Raw genomic sequence first — 22,051 nt, 5'->3', positions numbered from 1 at the left:
CATATCAATAAACGCGCTTGCCGCGCAGCAGATGGGCCAGCATGCCGTTCCTCGCCGGCAGGAAACAGCAGGCGAGGACGAAGCGGAACGGGTCGATGATCATCATGGCGAAGATCTCTCTGAAAGCGGATAGCGGCGGCGGACCGGGACGATGCCGGCCCGGCCTGGCCCTTACGCTAGAGATCCCCGGAATCGATTCCGTGACGGTTCCGGCACAATCCTGCGACAGAGAACGCGCTCAGATGTAATCGGCGCGCTGAAGCCCGTATTTCGCCATCTTCTCGTTGAGCGTCCGGCGCGGCAGGCAGAGCTCGTCCATCACCGCCGAGATCGAGCCCTTGTGCCGCCGCATGGTGTTGTCGATCAGCATGCGCTCGAACGCCTCGACATATTCCTTCAGCGGCTTGCCCTCGGTGGTCATGACCGGCTGCATCTCCTCGTGATCGCTCATCAGCAGCGAGGCGATGGTGCCCTGCCCGCGCCGCGATTGAAGCACCGCGCGTTCGGCGAGGTTGATGAGCTGGCGCACATTGCCCGGCCATGGCGCTTGCAGGAGCTGCGCCGCCTCCTGCGCCGAGACCTTGGGCGCGTCGCAGCCGTATTCGTCGGCATATTGCTCGGAAAGCCGGGTGAAGAGCGTCAGGATGTCCTCGCCGCGCGCGCGCAGCGGCGGCACGGTGATCTTGAGCGCCGCGAGGCGGAAATAGAGATCCGGGCGCAGCTTGCTTTCGCAGGTATTGCCCTCGTCCTGAAGGTTGCAGATCGCCACGATGCGGGTTTCCGGCGGCGTGCCCTGATCGTTGATCACCGAGAGCAGCCGCGCCTGCGCGGAATCCGACAGCGCCTCGATATCCTCCAGCACCAGCGTGCCGCCGCGCGCCTCCTCGATGGCCGGCAGCCGCGTCTCGTCGGGCTGCATCGGGCCGAAGAGCCGCCGCATCAGCGCGTCCTCGTCCATCGCCGCGCAGGAGATCAGCACGAATTTCTTGCCCGCGCGCGAGCCGACCGCATGCAGCGCATGGGCGATCAGCGTCTTGCCGGTGCCGGTCTCGCCGTCGATCAGCACATGGCCGTCGGCCTGGCCCAGATCCAGCACATCCTCGCGCAGCCGCTCCATCGCCGGGCTCTGGCCGATGAGCTTGGACATGATCTGCGAGCCGTCCGAGAGCTCCTTGCGCAGCGCCCGGTTGTCGAGCGTAAGCCGGCGTGCATTGGTGGCCTTCTTGGCCAGCTCCGACATGCGGTCGGGGTTGAAGGGCTTTTCGAGGAAGTCAAAGGCGCCGATGCGCATCGCCTCCACCGCCATCGGCACATCGCCATGGCCGGTGATCATGATCACCGGCAGCGCGCTGTCATTGCCCATGAGCTTTTTCAGGAACTGGATGCCGTCCATCCCCGGCATCTTGATATCCGAGATCACGATCCCTGGGTAATCGGCCCCGAGCGCCCCAAGCGCCTCCTCGGCGCTGGCATAAGCCTCGGTATCGTATCCCGACAGCGCCAGCCACTGGCTGATCGACTGGCGCATGTCTTTCTCGTCGTCGACGATGGCGATTTTCATGGCTTTTGTCATTTTGGTCTTTCGCCTTTTTCTTCTGCCTTCGGCTTGTCCCGCCGGGCTATTCCGCAGCCTGCGGGCTTTCATTCAAGATAGGAAGCTGCATCTCGAAAACAGCCCCACCCTCGGCACCGTTCCGCGCAGTCAGTCTGCCGCCCAGATCCGCGACGATGCCGGAGCTGATGGCCAGCCCCAGACCGGTGCCGTCGCCGGGCTGCTTGGTGGTGTAGAACGGCTCGAAGAGCGCGTCGAAATCCTCGATCCCGTGGCCATTGTCGCGCACCGAAAGCGTCGCCGTCTCGCCGGAGGCCAGGAGGATCTCGATCTCGGGATTGGCCACCGATTTGGTGGCGTCGAGCGCGTTGCGCAGCAGGTTCACCAGAACCTGCTCAATGCGCATCCGGTCGCCCATCACCCGCACCGGCTCATCCGGCAGGATCTTGGAGATCCGCACCCGCCGCGCCTTGAGCTGCGGCTCCATCATCGACAGCGCCGAGGCCAGCGCCTCGCCCATATCCACCGGGCTGAGCTGATCCTGTCCCTTGCGGGCATAGCTCTTGAGCTGCCGGGTGATGGCGCCCATGCGCTCGATCAGGTCGTCGATGCGGTGAAAGGCGGTCATCGCCTCCTCGGGCCGGTTGCGGCGCAACAGCAGCCGCGCGCCGGCGAGATAGGTCTTCATCGCCGCCAGCGGCTGGTTCAGCTCATGGCTCACCGCCGCCGACATCTCGCCGAGCGCTGCGAGCTTGGAGCTCTGCTCCAGCGTCTGCTCGGCGGAGGCGAGATCCTTCTGCACCTTCTCGCGCTCGGCAATCTCGCGCTGGAGCCGGGCATTCAGACGCCGCAGCTCCGCCGATTCCCGCTGAAACAGCGCCATGCGCAGCGCGGTCTTGCGACTGAGCGCGTAAAAGGCCAGCGCCGCCAGCAGCGCAAAGCCCATGATCTCCAGCGCCAGCACCGCGTTCACCTTTTCGCGCACCGAGGCATAGGTGGTGAAGGTCGCCATGGTCCAGCCGCGGAACGGGATACGCCCGTCGACCCGCATCACCGCCTCGCCGCGCAGATAGGCGTCGGGCGGCAGCGCGGTCCAGTCGGCGGTGGCCTTGATGGCGCGTTCGATGGCGCTTTCCGGCGATTGCCGGACCAGCGCCTCCTCCATGGTGCGGCCGCGCCAGCGCGGTTCGGTCGCGAGAATGATCGTGCCCTCGGAGTTCAGCACCGAGACCGCATCGGTGATGCCCGACCAGGCGCGTTCGAACTTGGCGAGATCCACCTCGACCACGATCACCCCGATCACGGTGTTCTGGCTCTCCACCCGGCGGCTATAGGTAAAGGAATAGCCCCCCGCCTCGCGCGGCTGTGTGGTAAAGACCGTGGTGTTCGAACGCAGCGCATCGACGAAATGCGGCGCGTTGCGGTGCTGCTCGCCCAGCCGGTTGCGGTCGGTCGCGGCCACGGTGCGCCCGTCGCGGTCGAGCAGCATCAGCGAGGCGGCGCCGATCTCGTCCACATAGGAGATCAGGCGCTGCGAGGACTGGCTGAAATCGGCGGAGTTCAGCGCCCCGATCAGCGCCGGGTCGCGGGCCAGAAGCTGCGGCACGATGGCGTTGCGGCGCAGCTCCGACAGGATATTGCCGGAATAGAGCGCCAGCCGCAGCTCGGCCCGGTTGCGGGTGGATTCGGTGAAGCGGTCGGTGAGCAGCACATTGGTGACCCAGACCGTGCTCACCGCCAGCACGATGAGCAGGACAAGCGCCAGCCGGACCCGCCAGCTCAGCGGCCCCGAGCGCCGGTTGCCCCGTTCCGTCTTTGTCACACCCTCAGACATGGGGCGCAGAGTACGCGGCTGCGCTCAGGCGCTCAAGTCAGGCCTCGGCCAGCACATCGGTCAGATGGGCGAAAAGACGCGCACCGTCCTCGTTGCCCTGCGCCGGTTCGCAGGCGCGCTCCGGATGCGGCATCATCCCCAGCACCCGGCGGTTGGCCGAGAGGATGCCCGCGATGTCGCGGTCGGCGCCATTGGGGTTGTCGGTATAGCGGAAGGCGACGCGGCCCTCGCTCTCGAGCATGTCCAGCGTCGCGGCGTCTGCGGTGTAATTGCCGTCGTGATGCGCAATGGGGATGCGGATCGTCTCGCCGGCCTCGTAGCCGCGGGTAAAGACCGACTGGCTCTCCGCCACGCTCAGCCCCACCGTCCGGCAGATATATTTCAGATTGGCGTTGCGCAGCAGCGCGCCGGGCAGGATCTTGGTCTCGGTCAGCACCTGAAAGCCGTTGCAGATCCCCAGCACATAACCGCCGCGTTCCGCATGCGCCTTGACCTCGTGGCAGATCGGCGAGTTCGCCGCGATGGCGCCGCAGCGCAGGTAATCGCCAAAGGAAAAGCCGCCGGGAATGCCGACGATGTCGATGCCCTCCGGCAGCGCCGTGTCCTTGTGCCAGACCATCTGCACATTGAGCCCCGCCTTGCGGAACCCCTCGGCAAGATCGCGGTCGCAATTGGATCCGGGGAAGACGATTACGGCGGCTTTCATGGGCGCACTCCCTCTCCCGCGCGCGGCGGGTGGCATCACTGGTGGCGGCCCTCCGGAGGAGCGCCCGCCGGTTCCGCCCCGGCCCGCCGCTGTCAGGCGGGGCTGCGGGACGATATCGGGCTCATAGCCGCGTTTTGCCGCGCGATCAATCGCGCTGCGACGAGGCCCCGCGCTTTGCCGGCCGGGCGGCCCCGCCCTGCCCTCATAACAGGCTCAGAGCAGCTCCACGCGATAGCTCTCGATCACCGTATTGGCGAGCAGCTTCTCGCACATCTCGGTCACATCCGCCTCGCTGGTGCCCTCGGCCAGATCGAGCTCGATCACCTTGCCCTGGCGCACACCGCCGACCGCATCGAACCCCATGCCGTGCAGCGCGTGTTTCACCGCCTCGCCCTGCGGGTCGAGCACGCCGTCCTTGAGCATCACATGCACCCGTGCCTTCATGGCGTCCACTCCGTTCGCTGCGAAGGGTCCGGCCCTTCATCTTTCTTCAAATACTCACACGCCACGCCCGCCCGGGGGCGCGGCGCCTCAGTTGATGAGCTTCGGCTTGGCCACATGGGTGGCCTGCTTGGGCATCACGCCCAGCCGCTTCGCCACCTCGGTATAGGCATCGGTCAGCGAGCCCAGATCGCGGCGGAACACGTCCTTGTCGAGCTTCTGCCCGCTCTCGATATCCCACAGCCGCATGCTGTCGGGCGAGATCTCGTCGGCCACGATCAGGCGCTGGAAATCGCCGTCATAGACCCGGCCGATCTCGATCTTGAAATCGACGAGCTTGATGCCGACGCCGTACATCAGCCCCGAGAGGTAATCGTTGACGCGCAGCGCCAGGCTCAGGATGTCGTCCATGTCCTGCTGGCTGGCCCAGCCGAAAGCGGCGATATGCTCCTCGGTGACCAGCGGATCGCCCAGCTTGTCGTCCTTGTAGCAATATTCCACGATCGGGCGCGGCAGCGGCGTGCCCTCCTCGATCCCCAGCCGCTTGGCCAGCGAGCCGGCGGCGAAGTTGCGCACGATGATCTCCAGCGGCACGATCTCGCAGGCGCGCACCAGCTGCTCGCGCATGTTCAGCCGCTTGAGGAAATGCGTCGGCACGCCGATATTGTTCAGCCCGGTCATGAAGAACTCGGACAGGCGGTTGTTCAGCACGCCCTTGCCCTCGATCACGTCCTTCTTCTGGGCGTTGAAGGCGGTGGCATCGTCCTTGAAATACTGAACGATGGTCCCGGGTTCGGGGCCTTCATAGAGAATCTTCGCCTTGCCTTCATAGATCTTCTTGCGGCGTGCCATGGGAATCCTTTCACCGGGCCGGGCGGGGATCGCGCCCGCGTCCTGCGAGGCCCTATAAATCATGCCTTGCCCCGTCGCAAGCGGACGCTTGGGGTTGCGCCGGCGGCTGGGTGTGGAATATTAAACCTGACGATCGTTTTAGCGGGGGGAGCCGGCGCCATGTCCACATTTGAAGAGCGCGAGAAAGCGTTTGAAACCAAGTTTGCCCATGACGAGGAGATGGCCTTCCGGGCCGAGGCCCGCTGCAACAAGCTGCTGGGCCTCTGGGCGGCGGAGCTGCTGGGCAAAAGCGGCACCGAAGCAGAGGCCTATGCCCGCGAGGTGATCAAGGCCGATTTCGAAGAGGCCGGCCACGAGGACGTGGTGCGCAAGCTCGCCGCCGATCTGGTGGGCAAGGTCGATACCGCCGCGATCCGCACCAAGCGCGCCGAGCTGCTGATCGAGGCCAAGGGCCAGATCCTGCTCGAGGGCTGAGCCCGCCCGCAATTCAAGCAGACCAAGCAAGCGCGCCCCGCCCGGGCGCGTTTTTTGTACCCAGCTTTTTTGCCCCGCGCATTTATTGCGACCCGCCCCGCGCGGCGAGGAGCGGCCGCAAGGGCGCGAGGAGCGGCGCCCCGGCAAACCCGCCCGGAGCGCGACACATTGCGCCGCGCTCCGCGAGAGAGAGAGACACCGATGGGCGCTCGATCCGCACCGGCGCGGCCAGCCTTGCCGCCCGCCCGTGCCTTGTTCGGGCGGCAATCCGGCGCCTTCATGGCCTTCGCCATCAATTCGAGACAAATCCGCCGGATCAGCGCGCGATGACGATATCGGCGCGCAGCCCGCCCAGCGTCTCGCTCTGCCCCAGCCGCAGCACCCCGCCATGCGCCCGCGCGATATCCGCCGCGATCGCGAGACCCAGCCCGACCCCCGGCCCCTTGTCCTGGTTGCGCGCCGGATCCAGCCGCACGAAGGGGCGCAATGCCTCCTCGCGCCGCTCCGGCGGGATCCCCGGCCCGTCATCCTCCACCCGCAGCCGCAGGCTCTTGTCGGTCAGCGTCGCCGAAACCTCGCAGCGCGTGCCGTAGCGCACCGCATTGCCGATCAGGTTCTCCAGCGCCCGCCGCATCGCCGCCGGTTTCAGCGAGACCTCCCCCGCGCCTTCGAGCGCCGCGACGCTGACCGCCCGCCCCGCGCGCTGCGCATCGGCGACGATGGTCTCGACCAGCGCCAGCGGATCGACCGGCTCCGCCGTACCCGCATGGGCATCGCCGCGGGCGAAATCGAGAAACGCGTCGATGAGCTGCTGCATGTCCTCCACATCGCGCTCCAGCGGCTCGCGCTCGGCATCGTCGAGCATCGACAGCCCCAGCCGCAGCCGCGTCAGCGGCGTGCGCAGATCGTGGCTCACCCCAGAAAGCATCATGGTGCGCTGCTCGATCTGCCGCTCGATGCGGTTGCGCATGTCGAGAAAGGCGTGCCCCGCCGCCCGCACCTCCACCGCCCCGGCGGGCGAATACGGCGCGTGGCGGCCCCGGCCAAACGCCTCCGCCGCCTGCGCCAGCCGGGTGATCGGACGCAGCTGGTTGCGCAGATACAGGAACGCGATCACCGTCATCACCACGCCGAACACCATCATATTGACAAAGAGCTGATGCGCATTGGTCGGCGAGGCCCGCCGCCGCGCCAGGCTCACCTCCTGCAACACATCGCCCTTGCGCACATAAAGCGTGACATCGTTGTCATCGGGCAGCATCACCCGTTCGAGCCCGGTCACAAAGCGCTGCAGGGTCTGCGTCACCACCAGCCCGGAAAAATCATACCAGCGCCGCTCATCCGCCTCGGGCAGCGCCGTCTCTTGCACCGTCCGCAACCCCAGCGCCAACGGCTCCGCGAGCTCCGGCTGCGCCACAGCGAGATTGATCTCGCGCGACAGATCGCGGCTCATCTGGCGCGAAACATCCTCGAAATGCCGCTGCACAAAGACCACCGAGACCACCAGTTGCAGCGTCACCACCGGCAACAGCAGGATCAGCGCGGCCCGTCCGTAAAGCCCGCGCGGCATATAGCGTTTGAGCCACTGGAACATCTTGGCTACCTCTGGTGACGATTGCCCATAGAAAGCCCCGAAAGATGCAGGACCCGCAACCGGATTTTCGCCCCCGTCCCGGCCAGCCCGAGGAACTCGCCCCCGGCCTGCGCCGGATCCTGGCGCCCAACCCCTCGCCGATGACCCTGCGCGGCACCAACAGCTATCTGCTGGGTACGCGCGGCCTCGCGGTGATCGACCCGGGCCCCGACGACCCCGCCCATCTCGACGCGCTGCTGGCGGCGCTGCGCCCGGGCCAGCGCATCACCCATATCCTCGTCACCCATGCCCATATCGACCATTCGCCCCTCGCCCGCCCGCTCTCCGAGGCCACCGGCGCACCGGTCCTGGCCTTCGGTGACGCCACCGCCGGCCGCTCCGAGGCGATGCAGGCGCTGGCGGAAAGCGGCATGATGGGCGGCGGCGAAGGCGTCGATGCGGATTTTGCGCCCGACGAGATCCTTGCCGACGGTGCCCATGTCACCGGCGACGGCTGGACGCTCGACGCGCTGCACACGCCGGGCCATTTCGGCAATCACCTCGCCTTCGCCTGGGACGACGCGCTGTTCTGCGGTGATCTGGTGATGGGCTGGGCCTCGTCGCTGGTCTCTCCGCCCGACGGCGATCTCACCGATTTCATGGCCTCGCTGGAGCGTCTGTCCGCGCATCCCTGGCGCGTGCTGCATTCCGGCCACGGCGCCCCTGTCGACGCCCCCGCCAAGCGCCTCGCCGCGCTGCGCGATCACCGCCTGATGCGCGAGCGCCAGATCCTCGCGGCGCTCGACGACGGCCCTACGGATGCGACAGAGCTGATGGCCAGAATCTACACTGATATCCCGCCGGCCCTGCGCCCTGCCGCCGCCCGCAACGTCCTTGCCCATCTCATCGATCTGCATGCCCGGGGCCATGCCTCCACCCCCGGCACCCTCACGGAAAACGCTGTATTTCAAAGGGTTTGAGGCGATTTTCACAAAACCATAAGAAATGTGACAAAATCCTCTGGACGCCCCGGAATCCCATTGCTATATGAGCGCCGTGTTCCGGCGTAGCTCAGCGGTAGAGCAGTTGACTGTTAATCAATTGGTCGTAGGTTCGATCCCTACCGCCGGAGCCAAAAATCTTGCAGCCATTGCCATGGCTTCTGACAAGATCTTGGTTATATACTCAAAATCCGTGAAAGTGACCGATACTTGCGGTTGAGCCAGTCCGACAGGATCCAGGTCATCGCTGTCCAACCGGTCAAACATCGGTCAAGGCGATCGGGCATTTGGACGACGCGACGACTGACCACGCGGGGGTGATCACCGCTCCGCCATCTCAGGCGACATCGACCGTGGCCTCTATTCCCGGTCGAGCGCGCTTTGCAACGACGGTCTATCCGTATGCTTGCATTCATGCCGAGCACGCGAAAGTGACATGACGCAGACCTGACCGAGCGGCAGCGCGCCAATGCGGCCATGCCTCCGAAAGCCCTTCGAACTGCTCCGCAAAAGGCACCACTGAAAGCCAAAGGCCCCGCCAGGCGGGGCCTCAATTGCAGACAAATGTGAGGTCGCGGCGCGCCGCTCAGAGCTCGACATTCGTGCGTGCGGTCTCTGACGCCTGCGATGCAGAGGCCTGCGCGGCCGCATAGCTTTCAGCGCCACGGCGCATGCGGGTGGGCAGATCCTCCTCTTCGCTACCGCGTTCGAGCTGCGCCACGATCAGCGAGGAAAGAAACGCCTGTTGCGCGGCGATCGCCTGCGCCCGTGCATCGGAAGCCGCCGGCTCCCGCGACTCTGGCGTTTCAACCAAGACAGAGGAAGACGCGGCGGGTGTTTCGGGCGCGGTGCGCGCCGGTGTGGCGTTGCTCTCTTCGCTTGCGGCGACAGGCGCTGTGCCGGTCTCTTCGGACGCGGCGGAGGGCGTCTCTTTGCTCGCGGCGGGCGCCTGTGTTTCTTCGCTCTCCTCGGGCGTCGCAGTGTTCTGGCTCGCGCCGCTGTTCTGGGTCGAGCCGCTGCCGGAGGACGCGCCCGATCCGCCGTATCCGCCCGTGATCAAACCTAACATCAAGATGAACCTTTCCTTATGGACGGCTCTTTGTCGTTAGGAATGAAGGAGAAAATGCGGCAAACCGGGGGAGTCTCCACGGCGAGGCCGGGGCGATTTGCGGACCGGCCAAGCCATTGGAAAGACTGAAAAGGCGGATCAGCGCCCGGCCAGACCGTCGCGCAGCACACCCAGCACCGCGTCGCGCGGCACGTCCGACGTCACAAAGGCCTGCCCGATGCCGCGCGCCAGGATGAAACGGATTGCGCCGTCGAGCACCTTCTTGTCCTGCCCCATAAGGTCGAGCAGCGCCTCAGCGCCGGGCAGATCGCCGGGAATGTCGGCGAGATCGGCCTTCATGCCCATCGCGCGCAGATGCGCGCGCAGGCGCGAGGGGTCTTCCTGGGAACAGAGCCCCAGCCGCGAGGACAGCTCGAAGGCCAGCGCGCAGCCGATGGCCACCCCCTCGCCATGCAACAGGCGGTCGGAATAGCCCGTGGCGGCCTCCAGCGCGTGACAGAAGGTGTGGCCCAGGTTCAGCAACGCGCGGTCGCCCTGCTCGGTCTCGTCGCGCACCACGATCTCGGCTTTCATCTCGACCGAGCGCTTGACCGCATAGGACAGCGCCGCGCGGTCGCGCCCCGCCACGGCCCCGGCATTGGCCTCAAGCCAGTCGAAAAACGCCGCATCGCCCAGCAGCCCGTATTTCACGACCTCGCCATAGCCCGCGCGGAAATCGCGATCGGTCAGCGTGTCGAGCACGCCGATATCGGCGAGCACCAGCGAGGGTTGGTGAAAGGCGCCCACGAGGTTCTTGCCGGCGGGAGAGTTGATCCCAGTCTTGCCGCCGACCGAGCTGTCGACCTGCGCCAGAAGCGAGGTCGGCACCTGCACGAAGCGCACGCCGCGCCGCAGGATCGCGGCGGCAAAGCCCACCAGATCGCCGATCACACCGCCGCCGAGCGCGATCACAACGTCGCGGCGTTCAACTTTCTGCGCCAGCAGCCATTCGACCACATATTCCAGCTCGCGCCAGCATTTCGTGGCCTCGCCGGGCGGCAGTTGCAGCGCCTCCGAAGCGACGCCCTCGGCCGCCAGCGCCGCCTGGAACGCCTCCAGATGCGCGGCGGCCACGGTGGCATCGCTCACCACCGCCACGCGCTTGCGGCGCAGCAGCGGCGCGATCTCGGCCCCGGCGTCCGCCAAAAGCCCCGCCCCGATGCGCACATCATAGGCCCGTTCTCCCAGCGCCACATGCACGGTTTCGGTCATTCGCTCAGTCCTCTGTCAAAACGTCCGGGCGCGTCTTCAGCGCCGCAATCACCCGCGCCGCCATCGCCTCGACGGCAATCCCCTGTTCGGATTTCACCGAAAGATCCGACAGCGCATAGATCGGCACCCGCTGTTCGTAGATCTCGCGCAGTGTGGCCTTCGGATCGGCGGTGCGCAGCAGCGGGCGGGTGTTCTTGTGCTTCACCCGGTTCCACAGCACCGGCAGCTCGGCATCGAGCCAGACCGCCACCCCGCGCTCGGTGATCATCGCGCGGTTCTGCGGGCGCATATAGGCGCCGCCCCCGGTCGAGAGCACCGCCGGCGCGCCGTCGAGCAGCCGCGCGATCACCTGGCTTTCCTTCTGCCGGAAGAACGGCTCGCCATCGCGGGCAAAGATCTCGGCGATGCTCATATTGGCGGCCCGCTCGATCTCGGCATCCGAATCACGGAAGGGCACGCGGAGGGCCGAGGCAAGCGCCCGTCCCACGGCGGTTTTGCCCGCCCCCATCATGCCCACCATCACCACGGTCTTCTTGAGCTTCAACGCCTGCACGCTTGTATCTCGGCCATCCATCGCCAATTCTTCTTTTCGGGGCCGTGAATGACGTGAGTTTACCGAAAAGGCTAGGTATAAGTTCTGAAAAACACATGAGGCAGGACACACGACCGTATGGGACGTATCATCAAATGGCTGTTCATCCTTCTGATCCTGGGCGGGATCGCGCTGGTGGGCTATGCCTATCTGGGGCCGTTCTTCGGCGCCGACTTCTCTCCGCCCCAGACAGAGATTCGCGAGCCCGTGGAGCTCGATGCGCAATAAAGCCGCCCTTCTCGCCTGTCTGAGCCTCGCCGCCGCGCCGCTTTCGGCGCAGGCGCCGATGTCGGCGATCGACTGGCTGAACGCCGGCAACAGCACCAATGCGCCCGCCGTGCTGCGGCCGCTGCCCGATCGCGGCAGCGGCATGGCATCGCCGCGTCGCGTCGAGCCGCCGGTGGCCAGCTCCGGCGCCAGCCCCGAGGTCGAGGTCATGCCGCTGGGCGCGCCCTCCGCCGAGGCGGTGGGGCTGCTGCCGATGTCGGCCACGGGTCTGCCGCGCAGCCTCTGGTCGGCCAGCGAGGCGCGGCGGCTGGTGCCGCTGATCGGCGAGGTGGATCCGGCGGTGCCGGCGCTTTCGGCGCTGCTCTTCACGCTGCTGCTGGCCGAGGCCGACGCGCCGCGGGGCGCGGGCGGCGGCGCGCCGCTGCTCACCGCGCGGCTCGACCGGCTGCTCGCCGAGGGCGCCGTCGATCCGGCGCTGGCGCTGCTCGACCGGGCCGGCCCCGCCACCAGCCCGGCGCTTTTCGCGCGCTGGTTCGACCTGTCGCTGCTGGCCGGCACGTCCGAGGCCCCCTGCCAGGCGCTGCAACGGCAGCCGGAGCTTTCCGACGATCTCGCCACGCGAATCTATTGCGACGCCCGCCAGGGCAGCTGGGATCACGCGGTGACCGTGCTGGGCACCGCCCGCGCGCTGGGGCAGCTCGATGCGCGCGACACCGAGCTGCTGAGCCGGTTTCTCGATCCGGCGCTGGCCGATGGCGCGCGCCCGGTGCCGGTGCCGCCGCGCCCCACGCCACTGCAATTCCGGCTCTTCGAGGCGGTGGGCGAGGCGCTGCCCACCCAGCCCCTGCCCCGCGCCTTCGCCGCCGCCGATCTTTCCGGCATGAGCGGCTGGCGCGCGCAGCTCCTTGCCGCCGAACGGCTGGCGCAGCGCGGCGCGCTGTCGGAAAACCGGCTGCTGGGGATCTATTCCGACCGCAAACCCGCCGCCTCGGGCGGTGTCTGGGACAGGGTCGCGGCGGTGCAGGCGCTGGAAGCGGCGCTGGACAGCGGTCGTGCCGATCTCGCCGGGCCGGCGCTGCTCAAGGCCTGGCCGCAGATGCGCAGCGCCGGCCTGCTGGTGCCGCTGGCCAAGCTCTTCGGCGACCGGCTCTCGGGGCTCGCGCTCGACGGGCGCGCCGCCGCGCTGGCACGGCGCGCGGCACTGCTTTCCGACGAGTACGAGGTCGCGGCACGCGAGCTGACCGCGCCCTCCGGGCTGATGGGCACGGTTGCCGCCATCGCCCAGGGCGAGGCGCCCGCGAGCCCGCCCGTTCCCGCCCGGCAGCAGGCCGTGGCGCGTGCCTGGTCCGATGCAGCGCCACCGCCGGCGCTGACCGAGATGCTGCGCGAGGGCCGGCTCGGCGAGGCGATCCTGCACGCCATCGCGCTGTTTTCGGACGGCGCCGAGGGCAACCACGCGGATCTCACCGACGCGCTGGCGACGCTGCGCGCCGTCGGGCTGGAGGACACCGCCCGGCGCGCCGCGATCCAGCTGCTGATTCTCGACGACGAGGGGGCGCTGCGATGAGCGATCGCAACTGGATCGGCGGGTTTCTCGAGGCGCAGGCCGCCGAGCGCGGTGCCGCCGACAACACCACCGCCGCCTATGCCCGCGATCTCGCCGATTTCTCCGGCTGGCTGGCGGCGCGCGGGCAAGGGCTCGATGCGGCGCAGCGCCACGATGTGGAGGATTACCTGGTGCATTGCGAGGCGCAGGGGCTGGCGGTCTCCACCCGCGCGCGCAGGCTCTCGTCGATCAAGCAGCTCTACCGTTTCACCTTCGAGGAGGGGCTGCGCGCGGACAATCCGGCCGTGCAGATCGCCGGGCCCGGCAAATCCAAGCGCCTGCCCAAGACGCTCTCCATCGAAGAGGTCGACCGGCTGCTCGCCGCCGCCGAGACGCAGGGCCGCAACGCCGATGACCGGCTGCGCAATGCCTGCCTGATGCAGCTGCTCTACGCCACCGGCATGCGGGTGAGCGAGCTGGTCACCCTGCCCGTCTCGGCGGCGCGGGGCGATCCGCGCATGCTGCTCATTCGCGGCAAGGGCGGCAAGGAGCGCATGGTGCCGCTGTCGCCGCCGGCACGCGAAGCGCTGGCCACCTGGCTCGCCCGCCGCGACGCGCTGGACGAGATGGGCCGCGCCAGGGGTAAGCCCGCCTCGCCGCATCTCTTCCCCTCGCGCGGCAAGGCGGGGCATCTGACGCGCCACGCCTTCTATCTGCTGATCAAGGACATCGCCGTCAGCGCCGGGGTCTCGCCCGCCAAGGTCACGCCGCACACGCTGCGCCACGCCTTCGCCACGCATCTGTTGCAGAACGGCGCCGATCTGCGGGCGATCCAGACCTTCCTCGGCCATGCGGATGTGGCCACGACCGAGATCTACACCCATGTGCTGGAGGAGCGGCTGAAGGAGCTGGTGCTCGATCACCACCCGATGGCCCGCGACTGAACCGCGCGGCAAATTCCTTCGAAGGAATTTGCAAAAGTTTTCGAAAACTTTTGCCGCCCCGTCCCGCCGTAACGCCCCAGGGCGGAGGGCGCCCTTGATCCCGGCCGGCCCCGCCCCCATAACCACCGGGACCGTCATAAAAAACACGAGCACCATGGACGCGACCACCGCCGCCACCGACGCAGCCCTCTGGATCACCGCCGGCGCCATCGTCGTGCTGATCCTCCTCTCCGCCTTCTTCTCGGGCTCGGAGACCGCGCTCACCGCCGCCTCGCGCGGCAAGCTGCGCGCCGCCCAGGATCGCGGCTCCAAGGGCGCCGACACCGCGCTCAGGATCACCGAGGACAATGAACGGCTGATCGGCTCGGTGCTGCTCGGCAACAACCTGGTCAATATCCTCGCCACCTCGCTGGCCACAGCGCTCTTCACCTCGCTCTTCGGCGACAGCGGTGTGGCGCTGGCGACGCTGATCATGACGCTGCTGGTGCTGATCTTTGCCGAGGTGCTGCCCAAGACCTACGCCATCACCAATCCCGAGCTCGCCGCCAGCCGCGTCTCGGGCCCGATCTCCATGGTGATTCTGGTGTTCTCGCCCGTCGTGGCGGCCATCCGGGCCTTCGTGCGGCTGATGCTGCGGATCTTCGGGGTGCAGACCGATCCGGACAGCCAGATCCTCGCCGTGCGCGAGGAGATCGCCGGCGCGTTGCAACTGGGCCATTCCGAGGGCGTGGTCGAGAAAGAGGATCGCGACCGCATCCTCGGCGCGCTCGATCTCGCCGAGCGCACGGTCGAGGAAATCATGCTGCACCGCTCCAATATCGAGATGATCGACGCGGCGCACGACCCGCGCGCCATCCTCCAGCAATGTCTGGAGAGCAACCACACCCGCCTGCCGATCTTCCGCGACGATCCCGAGAACATCATCGGCGTCGCCCATGCCAAGGATCTCATGCGCGCCATGTACGAGACCATGGCCAAGGCCGGCGACCGCGGCTTCGAAGCGCTGGACGATTTCCGCATCGCCGATGTGATGATGAAACCCTATTTCGTGCCCGACACCACCACGCTGGCCGATCAGATGCGCAATTTCCTGCGCAAGCACACGCATTTCGCGCTGGTGGTCGACGAATACGGCTCGCTCGAAGGGCTGCTGACACTGGAGGACATCCTGGAGGAGATCGTCGGCGAGATCACCGACGAGCACGACCCGGATGCCGAACATCAGGTCAAGGCGGGCGACGATGGCTGGTACTGGCTCGACGGCGCCATGACGATCCGCGATCTCAATCGCGCCACCGACTGGTCGCTGCCCGACGACGAGGCCAACACCATCGCCGGGCTGGTAATTCACGAGGCGCAGATGATCCCCACCCCGGGCCAGCGCTTCAGCTTTCACGGCTTCCGCTTCGAGGTGATGGAGCGCGAGCACAACCGGATTACCCGGCTGCGGGTGCGCCCCCTGGCGCCGGTTGCGGAGTGACCGAGGCTTCTGACGGGCTCAGCTCTGCGCCCGGATCCAGCGGCAGCTCGGCGCGCAGCACATAGCCGTCATCCTCGCGGCCATGGGTGAGCCTGCCGCCCGCCTGCGCCGCCGCCGCCTCCATCAGCCGCGCGCCGAGTGCGGTCGAGCCGAGCATGTCGGCGGCGGGATCGGAGGGCCGTGCCGCGCCGTTGTCGCGGCACAGGAACTGCACCTGACCGGGACCGCTGCTCAGCAACTCGAACCGGATCTCCACCGCGTTCCCCTCCGCCGGGCGGGCGTATTTCGCGGCATTGGCGACGAACTCGTTGGCGATCACCCCGAGCGCCGCAGCGATGCGCGAATCCACCTCCATCGGCGCCGCTTCGGAGCGGATCCGCATGCCCTGCGGCACATGGCGCTGCAAAAGCAGCGAGACGCGCTCGAGATAGGAATCGATCTGTACGTGATGCATCTTGGAGGTCAGGTTCAGCTCCGCATGCAGCTGCGCAATGGCGTCGACCCGGCGCTCCACCGCGTTCAGCGCCTCCTTCGCCTCGGGCGAATCGATGCGCGCGCGATAGAGACGGATCGTCGAGGCCACGGTCTGAAGCGAGTTCTTCACCCGGTGGTCGATTTCCTCGCGCAGCACCTCCTTGTTGCGCAGCGCACGCTGGAGATCGAGCTGCCGCATGACCTGCCGCGCCATCACCGTCAGCAACTGCCGCTGTGGCGGGGTGAGCTTGCGCGGCTTGTGATCCAGCACGCAGAGCGTGCCGATGCGGTGCCCGGCCCGGGTGATCAGGGGAACACCGGCGTAATAGCGCATATCCCCCAGCACGCCGCAGCAAAACGGATTTTCGGCGCTGCGCGGGTCGGCCAGCGTGTCCTCGATCTCCAGAAGCTCATCCGACAGGATCGCATGGGAGCAAATCGCCTGATCGACCGGCGTCTCCGCCAGCTCGATCCCGTGGCGGGCGCGGAACCATTGCCGGCGCTCGTCCAGCAGGCTGACCAGTGCCACCGGCATGTCGAGCATCTGCGCGAGCAGGTCCACCACCTCGTCGAAGGCCGGATCCGGAGCGCTGTCCAGGACGCCGAAGCTTTTCAGTTCGGCAAGCCGCGCGTGTTCGTCTTCAGGCGTCTGCGCCAAGACCATGCCATTACGTCCCGTAAGGTTCTGAGAAATCCGAGAATGCTATTTAACCTCGGCGCCGGCGCCGTCAACAATTCTTAATGGTTAACGGGATAGTTACCCGTCACAGGCGCAGCCCGGCCCCTTGCGGCATGTCTTGTCGCGGCTGATGCAGCTATCACCGCAGGCCTTGCCCTTGCGGCAGGTTTTGCAGCACGCAACGGGATGTAGCGCCTGTGGCTGCAACGCCTCGATACGCTGCCTCAGACCGCTTTCTGCCGCGCCCGCGCCCGAGATCGGCGACAGTGCAAGCGCCGAGGCTGCGAACAACGAGAGTAACAGCGACGCCATGGCCCTTCCCCTTTCGCGATGTCCCCGGAAAAATTAACAAAGGTTAACAGTTCGCCAAAGGGGCTTTTCCGACAGATTTGGAAAAAACACGCACAGGTTGGCGAAACTTCGTTATAAGGGCGCCATGGGAGGAATCGCTATTCTGCTTCCCGCCGCCGGAGCCAGTCGCCGGATGCGCGGGACCGACAAGCTGCTGATGGATGTCGGGGGCCAGCCGCTCCTGCGCCGTCAGGCTGTCGCAGCGCTTGCCGCTGCCGATCACGTCGCCGTGGCCCTGCCGGGCCATGACCATCCGCGCGCCGGGGCGCTGAGCGGGCTGCCGGTGCAGGTCGTCGAGGTGCCCGATGCCGATCTCGGCATGTCCTCGTCGCTGCGTCGCGGGGTGGGTCTGCTGCCGCGCGGGCTCGACGCGGTGATGATCCTGCCGGCCGACATGCCGGAGATCGCCACCGAGGACATGGCCCGCGTCATCGCCGCGTTCCGCGCGGTGCCGCGCCCGACGATCCAGCGCGCCACCGCCGAGGACGGCACGCCGGGCCATCCGGTGCTGTTCCCCGCCGACTGCTTTCCGGCGCTGCTCGCGCTGAGCGGCGACATGGGCGCCAAGGCGGTGCTGGCGGCCAATGCGCACCGGGTGCGCAATGTGGCCCTGCCGGGCAAACGCGCGCTCACCGATCTCGACACGCCGGAAGCCTGGCGCGACTGGGAGGCGGCGCAGGCCGCAGTCTGCGGCTTGCAGCCATAAGGGTGACCGGTGGGCGGGATCGCCCGCCAGACGCGCGCTATTCGGGCGCCGCGATTAGTATGGCGCGGAAATCGTTGACATTCGTCCCGGTCGGACCGGGCACGAAGAGCGCGCCCACCCGGTCAAAGGCGCTCCAGGCATCGTTGCGCGAGAGCAGCGTCATGGCATCCTCACCGGTCTCGCGCAGGCGCGCCGCCGTGCCAGCATCGGCAAAGGCGCCGGCATTGTCCTCGGACCCGTCGATCCCGTCGGTATCGGCGGCCAGCGCGTGCACGCCCGCCACCCCGTCGATGGCATGGGCAAAGGCCAGCAGGAACTCGGTATTGCGTCCGCCGCGCCCGCCCTCGCCGCGCAGCGTCACCGTGGTCTCGCCGCCCGAGAGCAGCACCACCGGCGGCGCAAAAGGCCGGCCCCGCGCCGCCACCTCGCGGGCAATGGCCGCATGCACGAGCCCGACATCCCGCGCCTCGCCCTCGACCGAATCCGACAGGATCGCCGCCGGCACCCCCGCCGCCTCGGCCTTGCGCGCGGCGGCTTCCAGCGACAACCGGGCCGAGGCCACCACATGCACCTCATTGCGGGCAAAGACCGGGTCGTCCGGCATCGGCGCCTCCGAGGCTGCGCTGCGGATATGCGCCAGCACGCGCTCGGGCAGCGCAATATTCCACGCCTCCACCATGCCGAGCGCCATCCTTGCATCCACCGTATCGGGCACCGTGGGCCCGGAGGCGACCTGAGCGGGATCGTCGCCCGGCACGTCCGAGACGATCAGGCTCACCACCCGCGCCGGCGCGCAGGCTGCCGCCAGCCGCCCGCCCTTGATCCGGCTCGCGTGTTTGCGGATGGCATTCATCACGCCGATGGGCGCGCCCGACCCGAGAAGCGCCCGGTTCAGCGCCTGTTCGTCCTCCAGCGTCAGCCCCTCGGGCGGCGCCGGCAGCAGTGCCGACCCGCCGCCGCAGACCAGCGCCACGACGAGATCGTCTTCCGTGAGCCCCGAGACCGCCTCGAACAGCGCCGCCGTGGCGTCGAGCCCCGCCGCGTCCGGAACAGGATGCGCGGCCTCCATCACGCGGAGCTGCGCGCAGGGCGCCGCATAGCCGTAGCGGGTGACGACCACCCCCTCGACCGGCCCGTCCCAGAGCCGCTCAAAGGCGGCGGCAAGCTGTGCCGCCCCTTTGCCGAGCCCGATCACCACCGTGCGCCCCTTCGGTCGCTCCGGCAGCGCCGCGCGCAGCGCCAGCTCGGGGTCAGCGGCAGCGACCGCAGCCTCGAAGAGCCCGGTCAGGAAAAGCCGTTTGTCCTGCATGCGCGATGTCCCTTGCCTTCGTCCTCAGCCGCCCCCGGCGCGGATGCGCAGCCCGCTGGCCAGCGCCCGCCCGGGCCCTCCCGGTCGAAAGCCGAGCTCCAGCTCGGCCACGCTCCCGCCCTGAGCGATGACGTAATCCTGCACCGAGAGCAGCGCGGGAACAACCGCCGCCACCTCCTCACGCGTTAGCGGCAGTGCCGAGAGCAGCGCCTGCGCCTCGCCCTCGCGCAGCGGCAACAGGCCCGAGACCCGCGCCGCGCCGACCGCGAAGGTCATGACATAGCCGTAGGCCGGATCGGCCGTGAGGTGCAGCAGCAGCGCCGGCCCCTCCGGCTCGGCATCGGCGGGCAGCAGATGGAGGCCCTTCGCCGCCAGCGTCGCCCGCGCGACAGCAGGGTCCGCACCGGGCTGTGGCGGCGTGCCCGGCGCTGCGGGCATGAAAAGCGGCGCCGGGTGGCGCAGCGGGCCGCCCAGCGTGACACAGGCGGCGAGCGCCTCGAGCCCCGCCGCAAGCCCCGCCAGCGGGATCAGCTTTTGCCCGATCAGCGCCTCGGCGCGGGCTTCAGGCATGCCTTCGGGCAGGGTCGAGACGATGGCCAGCGGCATGCCGACGCGGGTCCGCGCCGCGACCGCGGCCTCAGCCACATGCTGCCAGCTCTCGTCGTCGCAAAGATCCTCGCGCGGGCAATCGAGCACTACCAGCGTCAGCACCGCCGCGCCCGACATCACCTCGGAAAACACCCGCGCCAGGCGTGGCGTAGAGCGGCGGAGCGCAGGGCTGCAATCGAGCGGATTTTCCAGCGTGTCGCCGGCACCGAGATCCTGCGCCAACGCATGGCGCTGCGCCTCGGAAAACGGCGCGAAACGCAGCCCGTGCCGGGCTGCCAGATCGCGCACCATCTGCGCGGTGCCGCCGGTGCAGGCCAACGCAGCCAGCGCATTGGCCGGCAGCGCACCCACCACATGCAGCACCTTCAGCGCCTCCAGCAGCGCCTCGGGGCTGCGCAGCCGCGCCATGCCGCCGCGTGCGATCAGCGCCTCCGCGCCCGGGTCGTCTCCGGCACGCAGCACCACGACCGGCTTGCCCAGCCGTTCCGCCGTCTGCGACAGCGCCAGAAACGCCTCCGGATCGCCGAGCTCCTCGGCCTGAATGCCCAGAGCGGTGATACGGTCGTCCTGGAGCAGCGCCTCGCCGAGCCGTGCGATCCCGGTCTGCGCAGCGCCCGGCGCCGCCGCCACCAGGCAGGCGATGGGCAGGCCACGGCGCTGCATCGACAGGGTCTGCGCCAGGCTGGCGCTGCGGGTCAGAATCGCCACGCCGCGCTTGACCGGGCGCAGCCCATGCGTGCCATCCCAGACCGGCGCCCGCTCCAGCGCGTTGATGATGCCCTGACAGCCCGGCCCCAGCACCGGCATCCGCCCCGCCGCCGCCGCCGCCGCCAGCGCCCGGGGATCCGCCCGCCCGGCGCAGAGCGCAGCGCCGGCGCCGCGCGCCGCAAGCGCCCTGACAGCCTCGACCGCCGAATCCCCGTCGGCTTCGACAAAGCCGGTATCCGGCGGTGCCGGCAGCCTCTCGATCGACTCGAAGGCGCGCATGCCCGCCACGGCGCGGCAGCCTGGCACCACCGGCCAGATATCCCAGACAAAGCCCATGGCCCGCAGGTTGTCGATCACCCCGCGGCACCAGAGCTCCGTCCCGATCAAGGCGATCGAGCGCGGCGTCAAAAGGCGTGAAAAATCTCGCGTCATACGGCCAGTTTCAGATTCAAAGATGCCTCTCCCCGCATCCTGCGGGTCAGTTTTGCGTGAAACCGCAAGTGGTTGCGAGCCTTTTCATGCCATTGACGCGAGGGAAAGACCAGCCTGCCGCATAATTCAGCGAGAAGCCCCTACGCCGGCTCAAAGACGGTCGAGACGGCGCAGGTCATAGCCGTACCAGTCGAGGATCTCGCGCGCCGCGCGCAGCCGCTCGCCCGGGGCGCCGCTGCGGTCCATGATCCAGACGCGCGCGCCGGCGGGATCGCCCATCGCCGCCGTCCGGTTGTCGGCGTCCAGCCAGTGCACCCAGACCGTCTGCCCCGCCAGTTCGAACCGGCCCGCGCCCCGTGCCGCCATCGGCATGGAAACGCCGTCGAGCGCCATCACGCGGTCGGAAAAGCGCAGCCGGGTGCCCGGCGCCATGCCCGCGCCCTGAACCACGACCCAATCGCCCGAGAGCCGTGCAGCCGTGGCATCAGCCTGGCTCGCAACCGGCGCGGTGGGGTTGCGCAGCGGAATCGTCACCTGCGGCAGGTCAGGCGTCCCGGCGCAGGCGGCGAGCAGCAGCAGCGCCGCGAGCCCGCGCCTCACCGCAACCGCCCCAGCGCGATGCGCGCCTGCTCTGCCATCACGGCACCGAATCTCTCATGCTGGTCTGCCTCCCAATGCACACCGTCGCCCGGCGAGACCGCGACATGCGCGCCGGCCTCGACAAAACCGCAATCATGGCGGTCGGCCACCGCGCGCATATGCGCCTGGAGCCCGGCCTGCCGCGCTTCGGCCCCGGCAAAGACATCCGTCAGCGTGCCGGTCTCGCGCGCCGGCGCCGGGCAGACGATCAGCTCGCCCCTTGTCACCGCCTCGGCGCGGGTGGCCAGCAGGATACGTTCGACCGAGCGCGCGATCTCATAGGCGCCGACCGAAAACCGGTGTTTGAGATCGTTCGTCCCCAGCATCAGGATCATCAGGTCGATCGGCTTGTGACTGTGAAGAATCGCCGGCAACACCTTGATACCGTTCCGCTCTCCGCCCTCGACCGGATCGTCGTGCACGGTGGTGCGCCCCGGCAGCCCCTCGGAGATCACCTCATGCCCGGCGCCCAGGGCGCGCGCCATGACCTCTGGCCAGCGCTGCGCGCGCGCATGCCGCTCAGAGACGCCCGCGACACGCATCGGCCGCGTGCCATGGGTGTTGCTGTCGCCATAACAAAGGATCACAGTCATGCCGTCCG

General features: G+C 68.2%; 21 protein-coding genes and 1 tRNA gene. 8 read left to right on the top strand and 14 right to left on the bottom strand.

Going from position 1 to position 22,051, the window contains the following annotated elements; genetic code table 11:
* Nucleotides 1-238: 238 nt before the first annotated feature.
* The 5 genes from Ga0080574_RS21080 to purC all read right to left on the bottom strand — a co-directional run bounded on the left by Ga0080574_RS21080 (nucleotide 239) and on the right by purC (nucleotide 5,385).
* The gene (locus tag Ga0080574_RS21080; RefSeq protein ID WP_076704108.1) at nucleotides 239-1,573 is read right to left on the bottom strand and encodes a sigma-54-dependent transcriptional regulator; all 1,335 of its coding nucleotides are present in this window, start codon (nucleotides 1,571-1,573) and stop codon (nucleotides 239-241) included.
* Between the two features lie 46 nt (nucleotides 1,574-1,619).
* Entirely contained in the window at nucleotides 1,620-3,386 is a 1,767-nt protein-coding gene (locus tag Ga0080574_RS21075) for a sensor histidine kinase (protein ID WP_076704106.1), read from the bottom strand.
* A 37-nt stretch (nucleotides 3,387-3,423) separates the two neighbouring features.
* Entirely contained in the window at nucleotides 3,424-4,092 is a 669-nt protein-coding gene (gene purQ / locus Ga0080574_RS21070; RefSeq protein WP_076704103.1) for a phosphoribosylformylglycinamidine synthase subunit PurQ, read from the bottom strand.
* A gap of 213 nt (nucleotides 4,093-4,305) precedes the next feature.
* On the bottom strand, nucleotides 4,306-4,536 hold the full coding sequence (gene purS / locus Ga0080574_RS21065) for a phosphoribosylformylglycinamidine synthase subunit PurS (protein ID WP_076704100.1): 231 nt from the start codon (nucleotides 4,534-4,536) through the stop codon (nucleotides 4,306-4,308).
* An 87-nt stretch (nucleotides 4,537-4,623) separates the two neighbouring features.
* On the bottom strand, nucleotides 4,624-5,385 hold the full coding sequence (purC, locus tag Ga0080574_RS21060) for a phosphoribosylaminoimidazolesuccinocarboxamide synthase (protein WP_076704097.1): 762 nt from the start codon (nucleotides 5,383-5,385) through the stop codon (nucleotides 4,624-4,626).
* Nucleotides 5,386-5,544: 159 nt separating this feature from the next.
* Here purC and Ga0080574_RS21055 point away from each other — a divergent pair, with 159 nt between their 5' ends.
* Nucleotides 5,545-5,859: a DUF1476 domain-containing protein gene (locus tag Ga0080574_RS21055; RefSeq protein ID WP_076704095.1), complete on the top strand. Its 315-nt coding sequence runs from the start codon at nucleotides 5,545-5,547 to the stop codon at nucleotides 5,857-5,859.
* 316 nt (nucleotides 5,860-6,175) lie between these two features.
* Here the strand turns inward: Ga0080574_RS21055 and Ga0080574_RS21050 are convergent, their stop codons facing one another.
* Complete coding sequence (locus Ga0080574_RS21050; protein WP_076704092.1) at nucleotides 6,176-7,453, bottom strand: ATP-binding protein; 1,278 nt, start codon at nucleotides 7,451-7,453, stop codon at nucleotides 6,176-6,178.
* Between the two features lie 44 nt (nucleotides 7,454-7,497).
* Here Ga0080574_RS21050 and Ga0080574_RS21045 point away from each other — a divergent pair, with 44 nt between their 5' ends.
* Nucleotides 7,498-8,412 carry an MBL fold metallo-hydrolase gene (locus tag Ga0080574_RS21045; protein WP_076704089.1) on the top strand — a complete coding sequence of 305 codons (915 nt, stop codon included), beginning with the start codon at nucleotides 7,498-7,500 and terminating at the stop codon, nucleotides 8,410-8,412.
* An 80-nt stretch (nucleotides 8,413-8,492) separates the two neighbouring features.
* Nucleotides 8,493-8,567 (top strand) — tRNA-Asn (locus tag Ga0080574_RS21040).
* 452 nt (nucleotides 8,568-9,019) lie between these two features.
* Here the strand turns inward: Ga0080574_RS21040 and Ga0080574_RS21035 are convergent.
* From Ga0080574_RS21035 to Ga0080574_RS21025, 3 genes are all read right to left on the bottom strand, one after another.
* On the bottom strand, nucleotides 9,020-9,502 hold the full coding sequence (locus Ga0080574_RS21035; protein ID WP_156876424.1) for a hypothetical protein: 483 nt from the start codon (nucleotides 9,500-9,502) through the stop codon (nucleotides 9,020-9,022).
* A 138-nt stretch (nucleotides 9,503-9,640) separates the two neighbouring features.
* Complete coding sequence (aroB, locus tag Ga0080574_RS21030; protein WP_076704084.1) at nucleotides 9,641-10,753, bottom strand: 3-dehydroquinate synthase; 1,113 nt, start codon at nucleotides 10,751-10,753, stop codon at nucleotides 9,641-9,643.
* 4 nt (nucleotides 10,754-10,757) lie between these two features.
* On the bottom strand, nucleotides 10,758-11,327 hold the full coding sequence (locus Ga0080574_RS21025; protein ID WP_076704082.1) for a shikimate kinase: 570 nt from the start codon (nucleotides 11,325-11,327) through the stop codon (nucleotides 10,758-10,760).
* 96 nt (nucleotides 11,328-11,423) lie between these two features.
* Here Ga0080574_RS21025 and Ga0080574_RS26310 point away from each other — a divergent pair, with 96 nt between their 5' ends.
* The 4 genes from Ga0080574_RS26310 to Ga0080574_RS21010 all read left to right on the top strand — a co-directional run bounded on the left by Ga0080574_RS26310 (nucleotide 11,424) and on the right by Ga0080574_RS21010 (nucleotide 15,543).
* Entirely contained in the window at nucleotides 11,424-11,573 is a 150-nt protein-coding gene (locus Ga0080574_RS26310; RefSeq protein WP_198039753.1) for a hypothetical protein, read from the top strand.
* Nucleotides 11,563-13,140, top strand: a complete 1,578-nt coding sequence (locus tag Ga0080574_RS21020; RefSeq protein ID WP_237219301.1) for a hypothetical protein — start codon at nucleotides 11,563-11,565, stop codon at nucleotides 13,138-13,140. Before Ga0080574_RS26310 ends, Ga0080574_RS21020 begins: the two co-directional genes overlap by 11 nt.
* Nucleotides 13,137-14,063: a site-specific tyrosine recombinase XerD gene (locus Ga0080574_RS21015; protein WP_076704080.1), complete on the top strand. Its 927-nt coding sequence runs from the start codon at nucleotides 13,137-13,139 to the stop codon at nucleotides 14,061-14,063. Before Ga0080574_RS21020 ends, Ga0080574_RS21015 begins: the two co-directional genes overlap by 4 nt.
* Before the next feature lie 154 nt (nucleotides 14,064-14,217).
* The gene (locus tag Ga0080574_RS21010) at nucleotides 14,218-15,543 is read left to right on the top strand and encodes an HlyC/CorC family transporter (RefSeq protein WP_076704078.1); all 1,326 of its coding nucleotides are present in this window, start codon (nucleotides 14,218-14,220) and stop codon (nucleotides 15,541-15,543) included.
* Here Ga0080574_RS21010 and Ga0080574_RS21005 read toward each other — a convergent pair.
* The gene (locus Ga0080574_RS21005) at nucleotides 15,500-16,681 is read right to left on the bottom strand and encodes a histidine kinase dimerization/phosphoacceptor domain -containing protein (RefSeq protein WP_076704075.1); all 1,182 of its coding nucleotides are present in this window, start codon (nucleotides 16,679-16,681) and stop codon (nucleotides 15,500-15,502) included. The genes Ga0080574_RS21010 and Ga0080574_RS21005 overlap by 44 nt on opposite strands.
* A gap of 451 nt (nucleotides 16,682-17,132) precedes the next feature.
* Here Ga0080574_RS21005 and Ga0080574_RS21000 point away from each other — a divergent pair, with 451 nt between their 5' ends.
* Complete coding sequence (locus Ga0080574_RS21000; RefSeq protein ID WP_076704072.1) at nucleotides 17,133-17,753, top strand: nucleotidyltransferase family protein; 621 nt, start codon at nucleotides 17,133-17,135, stop codon at nucleotides 17,751-17,753.
* Between the two features lie 37 nt (nucleotides 17,754-17,790).
* Here the strand turns inward: Ga0080574_RS21000 and Ga0080574_RS20995 are convergent, their stop codons facing one another.
* The 4 genes from Ga0080574_RS20995 to Ga0080574_RS20980 all read right to left on the bottom strand — a co-directional run bounded on the left by Ga0080574_RS20995 (nucleotide 17,791) and on the right by Ga0080574_RS20980 (nucleotide 22,043).
* Complete coding sequence (locus Ga0080574_RS20995) at nucleotides 17,791-19,062, bottom strand: glycerate kinase type-2 family protein (RefSeq protein WP_076704069.1); 1,272 nt, start codon at nucleotides 19,060-19,062, stop codon at nucleotides 17,791-17,793.
* 24 nt (nucleotides 19,063-19,086) lie between these two features.
* Nucleotides 19,087-20,811, bottom strand: coding sequence for a CoA-binding protein (locus Ga0080574_RS20990; protein WP_076704066.1), 1,725 nt, complete (start codon nucleotides 20,809-20,811; stop codon nucleotides 19,087-19,089).
* A 150-nt stretch (nucleotides 20,812-20,961) separates the two neighbouring features.
* A complete protein-coding gene (locus Ga0080574_RS20985) occupies nucleotides 20,962-21,411 on the bottom strand; it encodes a lipocalin/fatty acid-binding family protein (RefSeq protein ID WP_076704063.1) in 450 nt (149 codons plus the stop codon).
* Nucleotides 21,408-22,043 carry an SGNH/GDSL hydrolase family protein gene (locus Ga0080574_RS20980; protein ID WP_076704061.1) on the bottom strand — a complete coding sequence of 212 codons (636 nt, stop codon included), beginning with the start codon at nucleotides 22,041-22,043 and terminating at the stop codon, nucleotides 21,408-21,410. Before Ga0080574_RS20980 ends, Ga0080574_RS20985 begins: the two co-directional genes overlap by 4 nt.
* Nucleotides 22,044-22,051: the final 8 nt, after the last annotated feature.

It is taken from the genome of Salipiger abyssi (assembly GCF_001975705.1).
In the GTDB taxonomy this organism is placed as follows: Bacteria; Pseudomonadota; Alphaproteobacteria; order Rhodobacterales; family Rhodobacteraceae; genus Salipiger; species Salipiger abyssi.
Note: the sequence above shows the minus strand (reverse complement) of the source record. Positions and strands in the feature narration are given on the sequence as shown.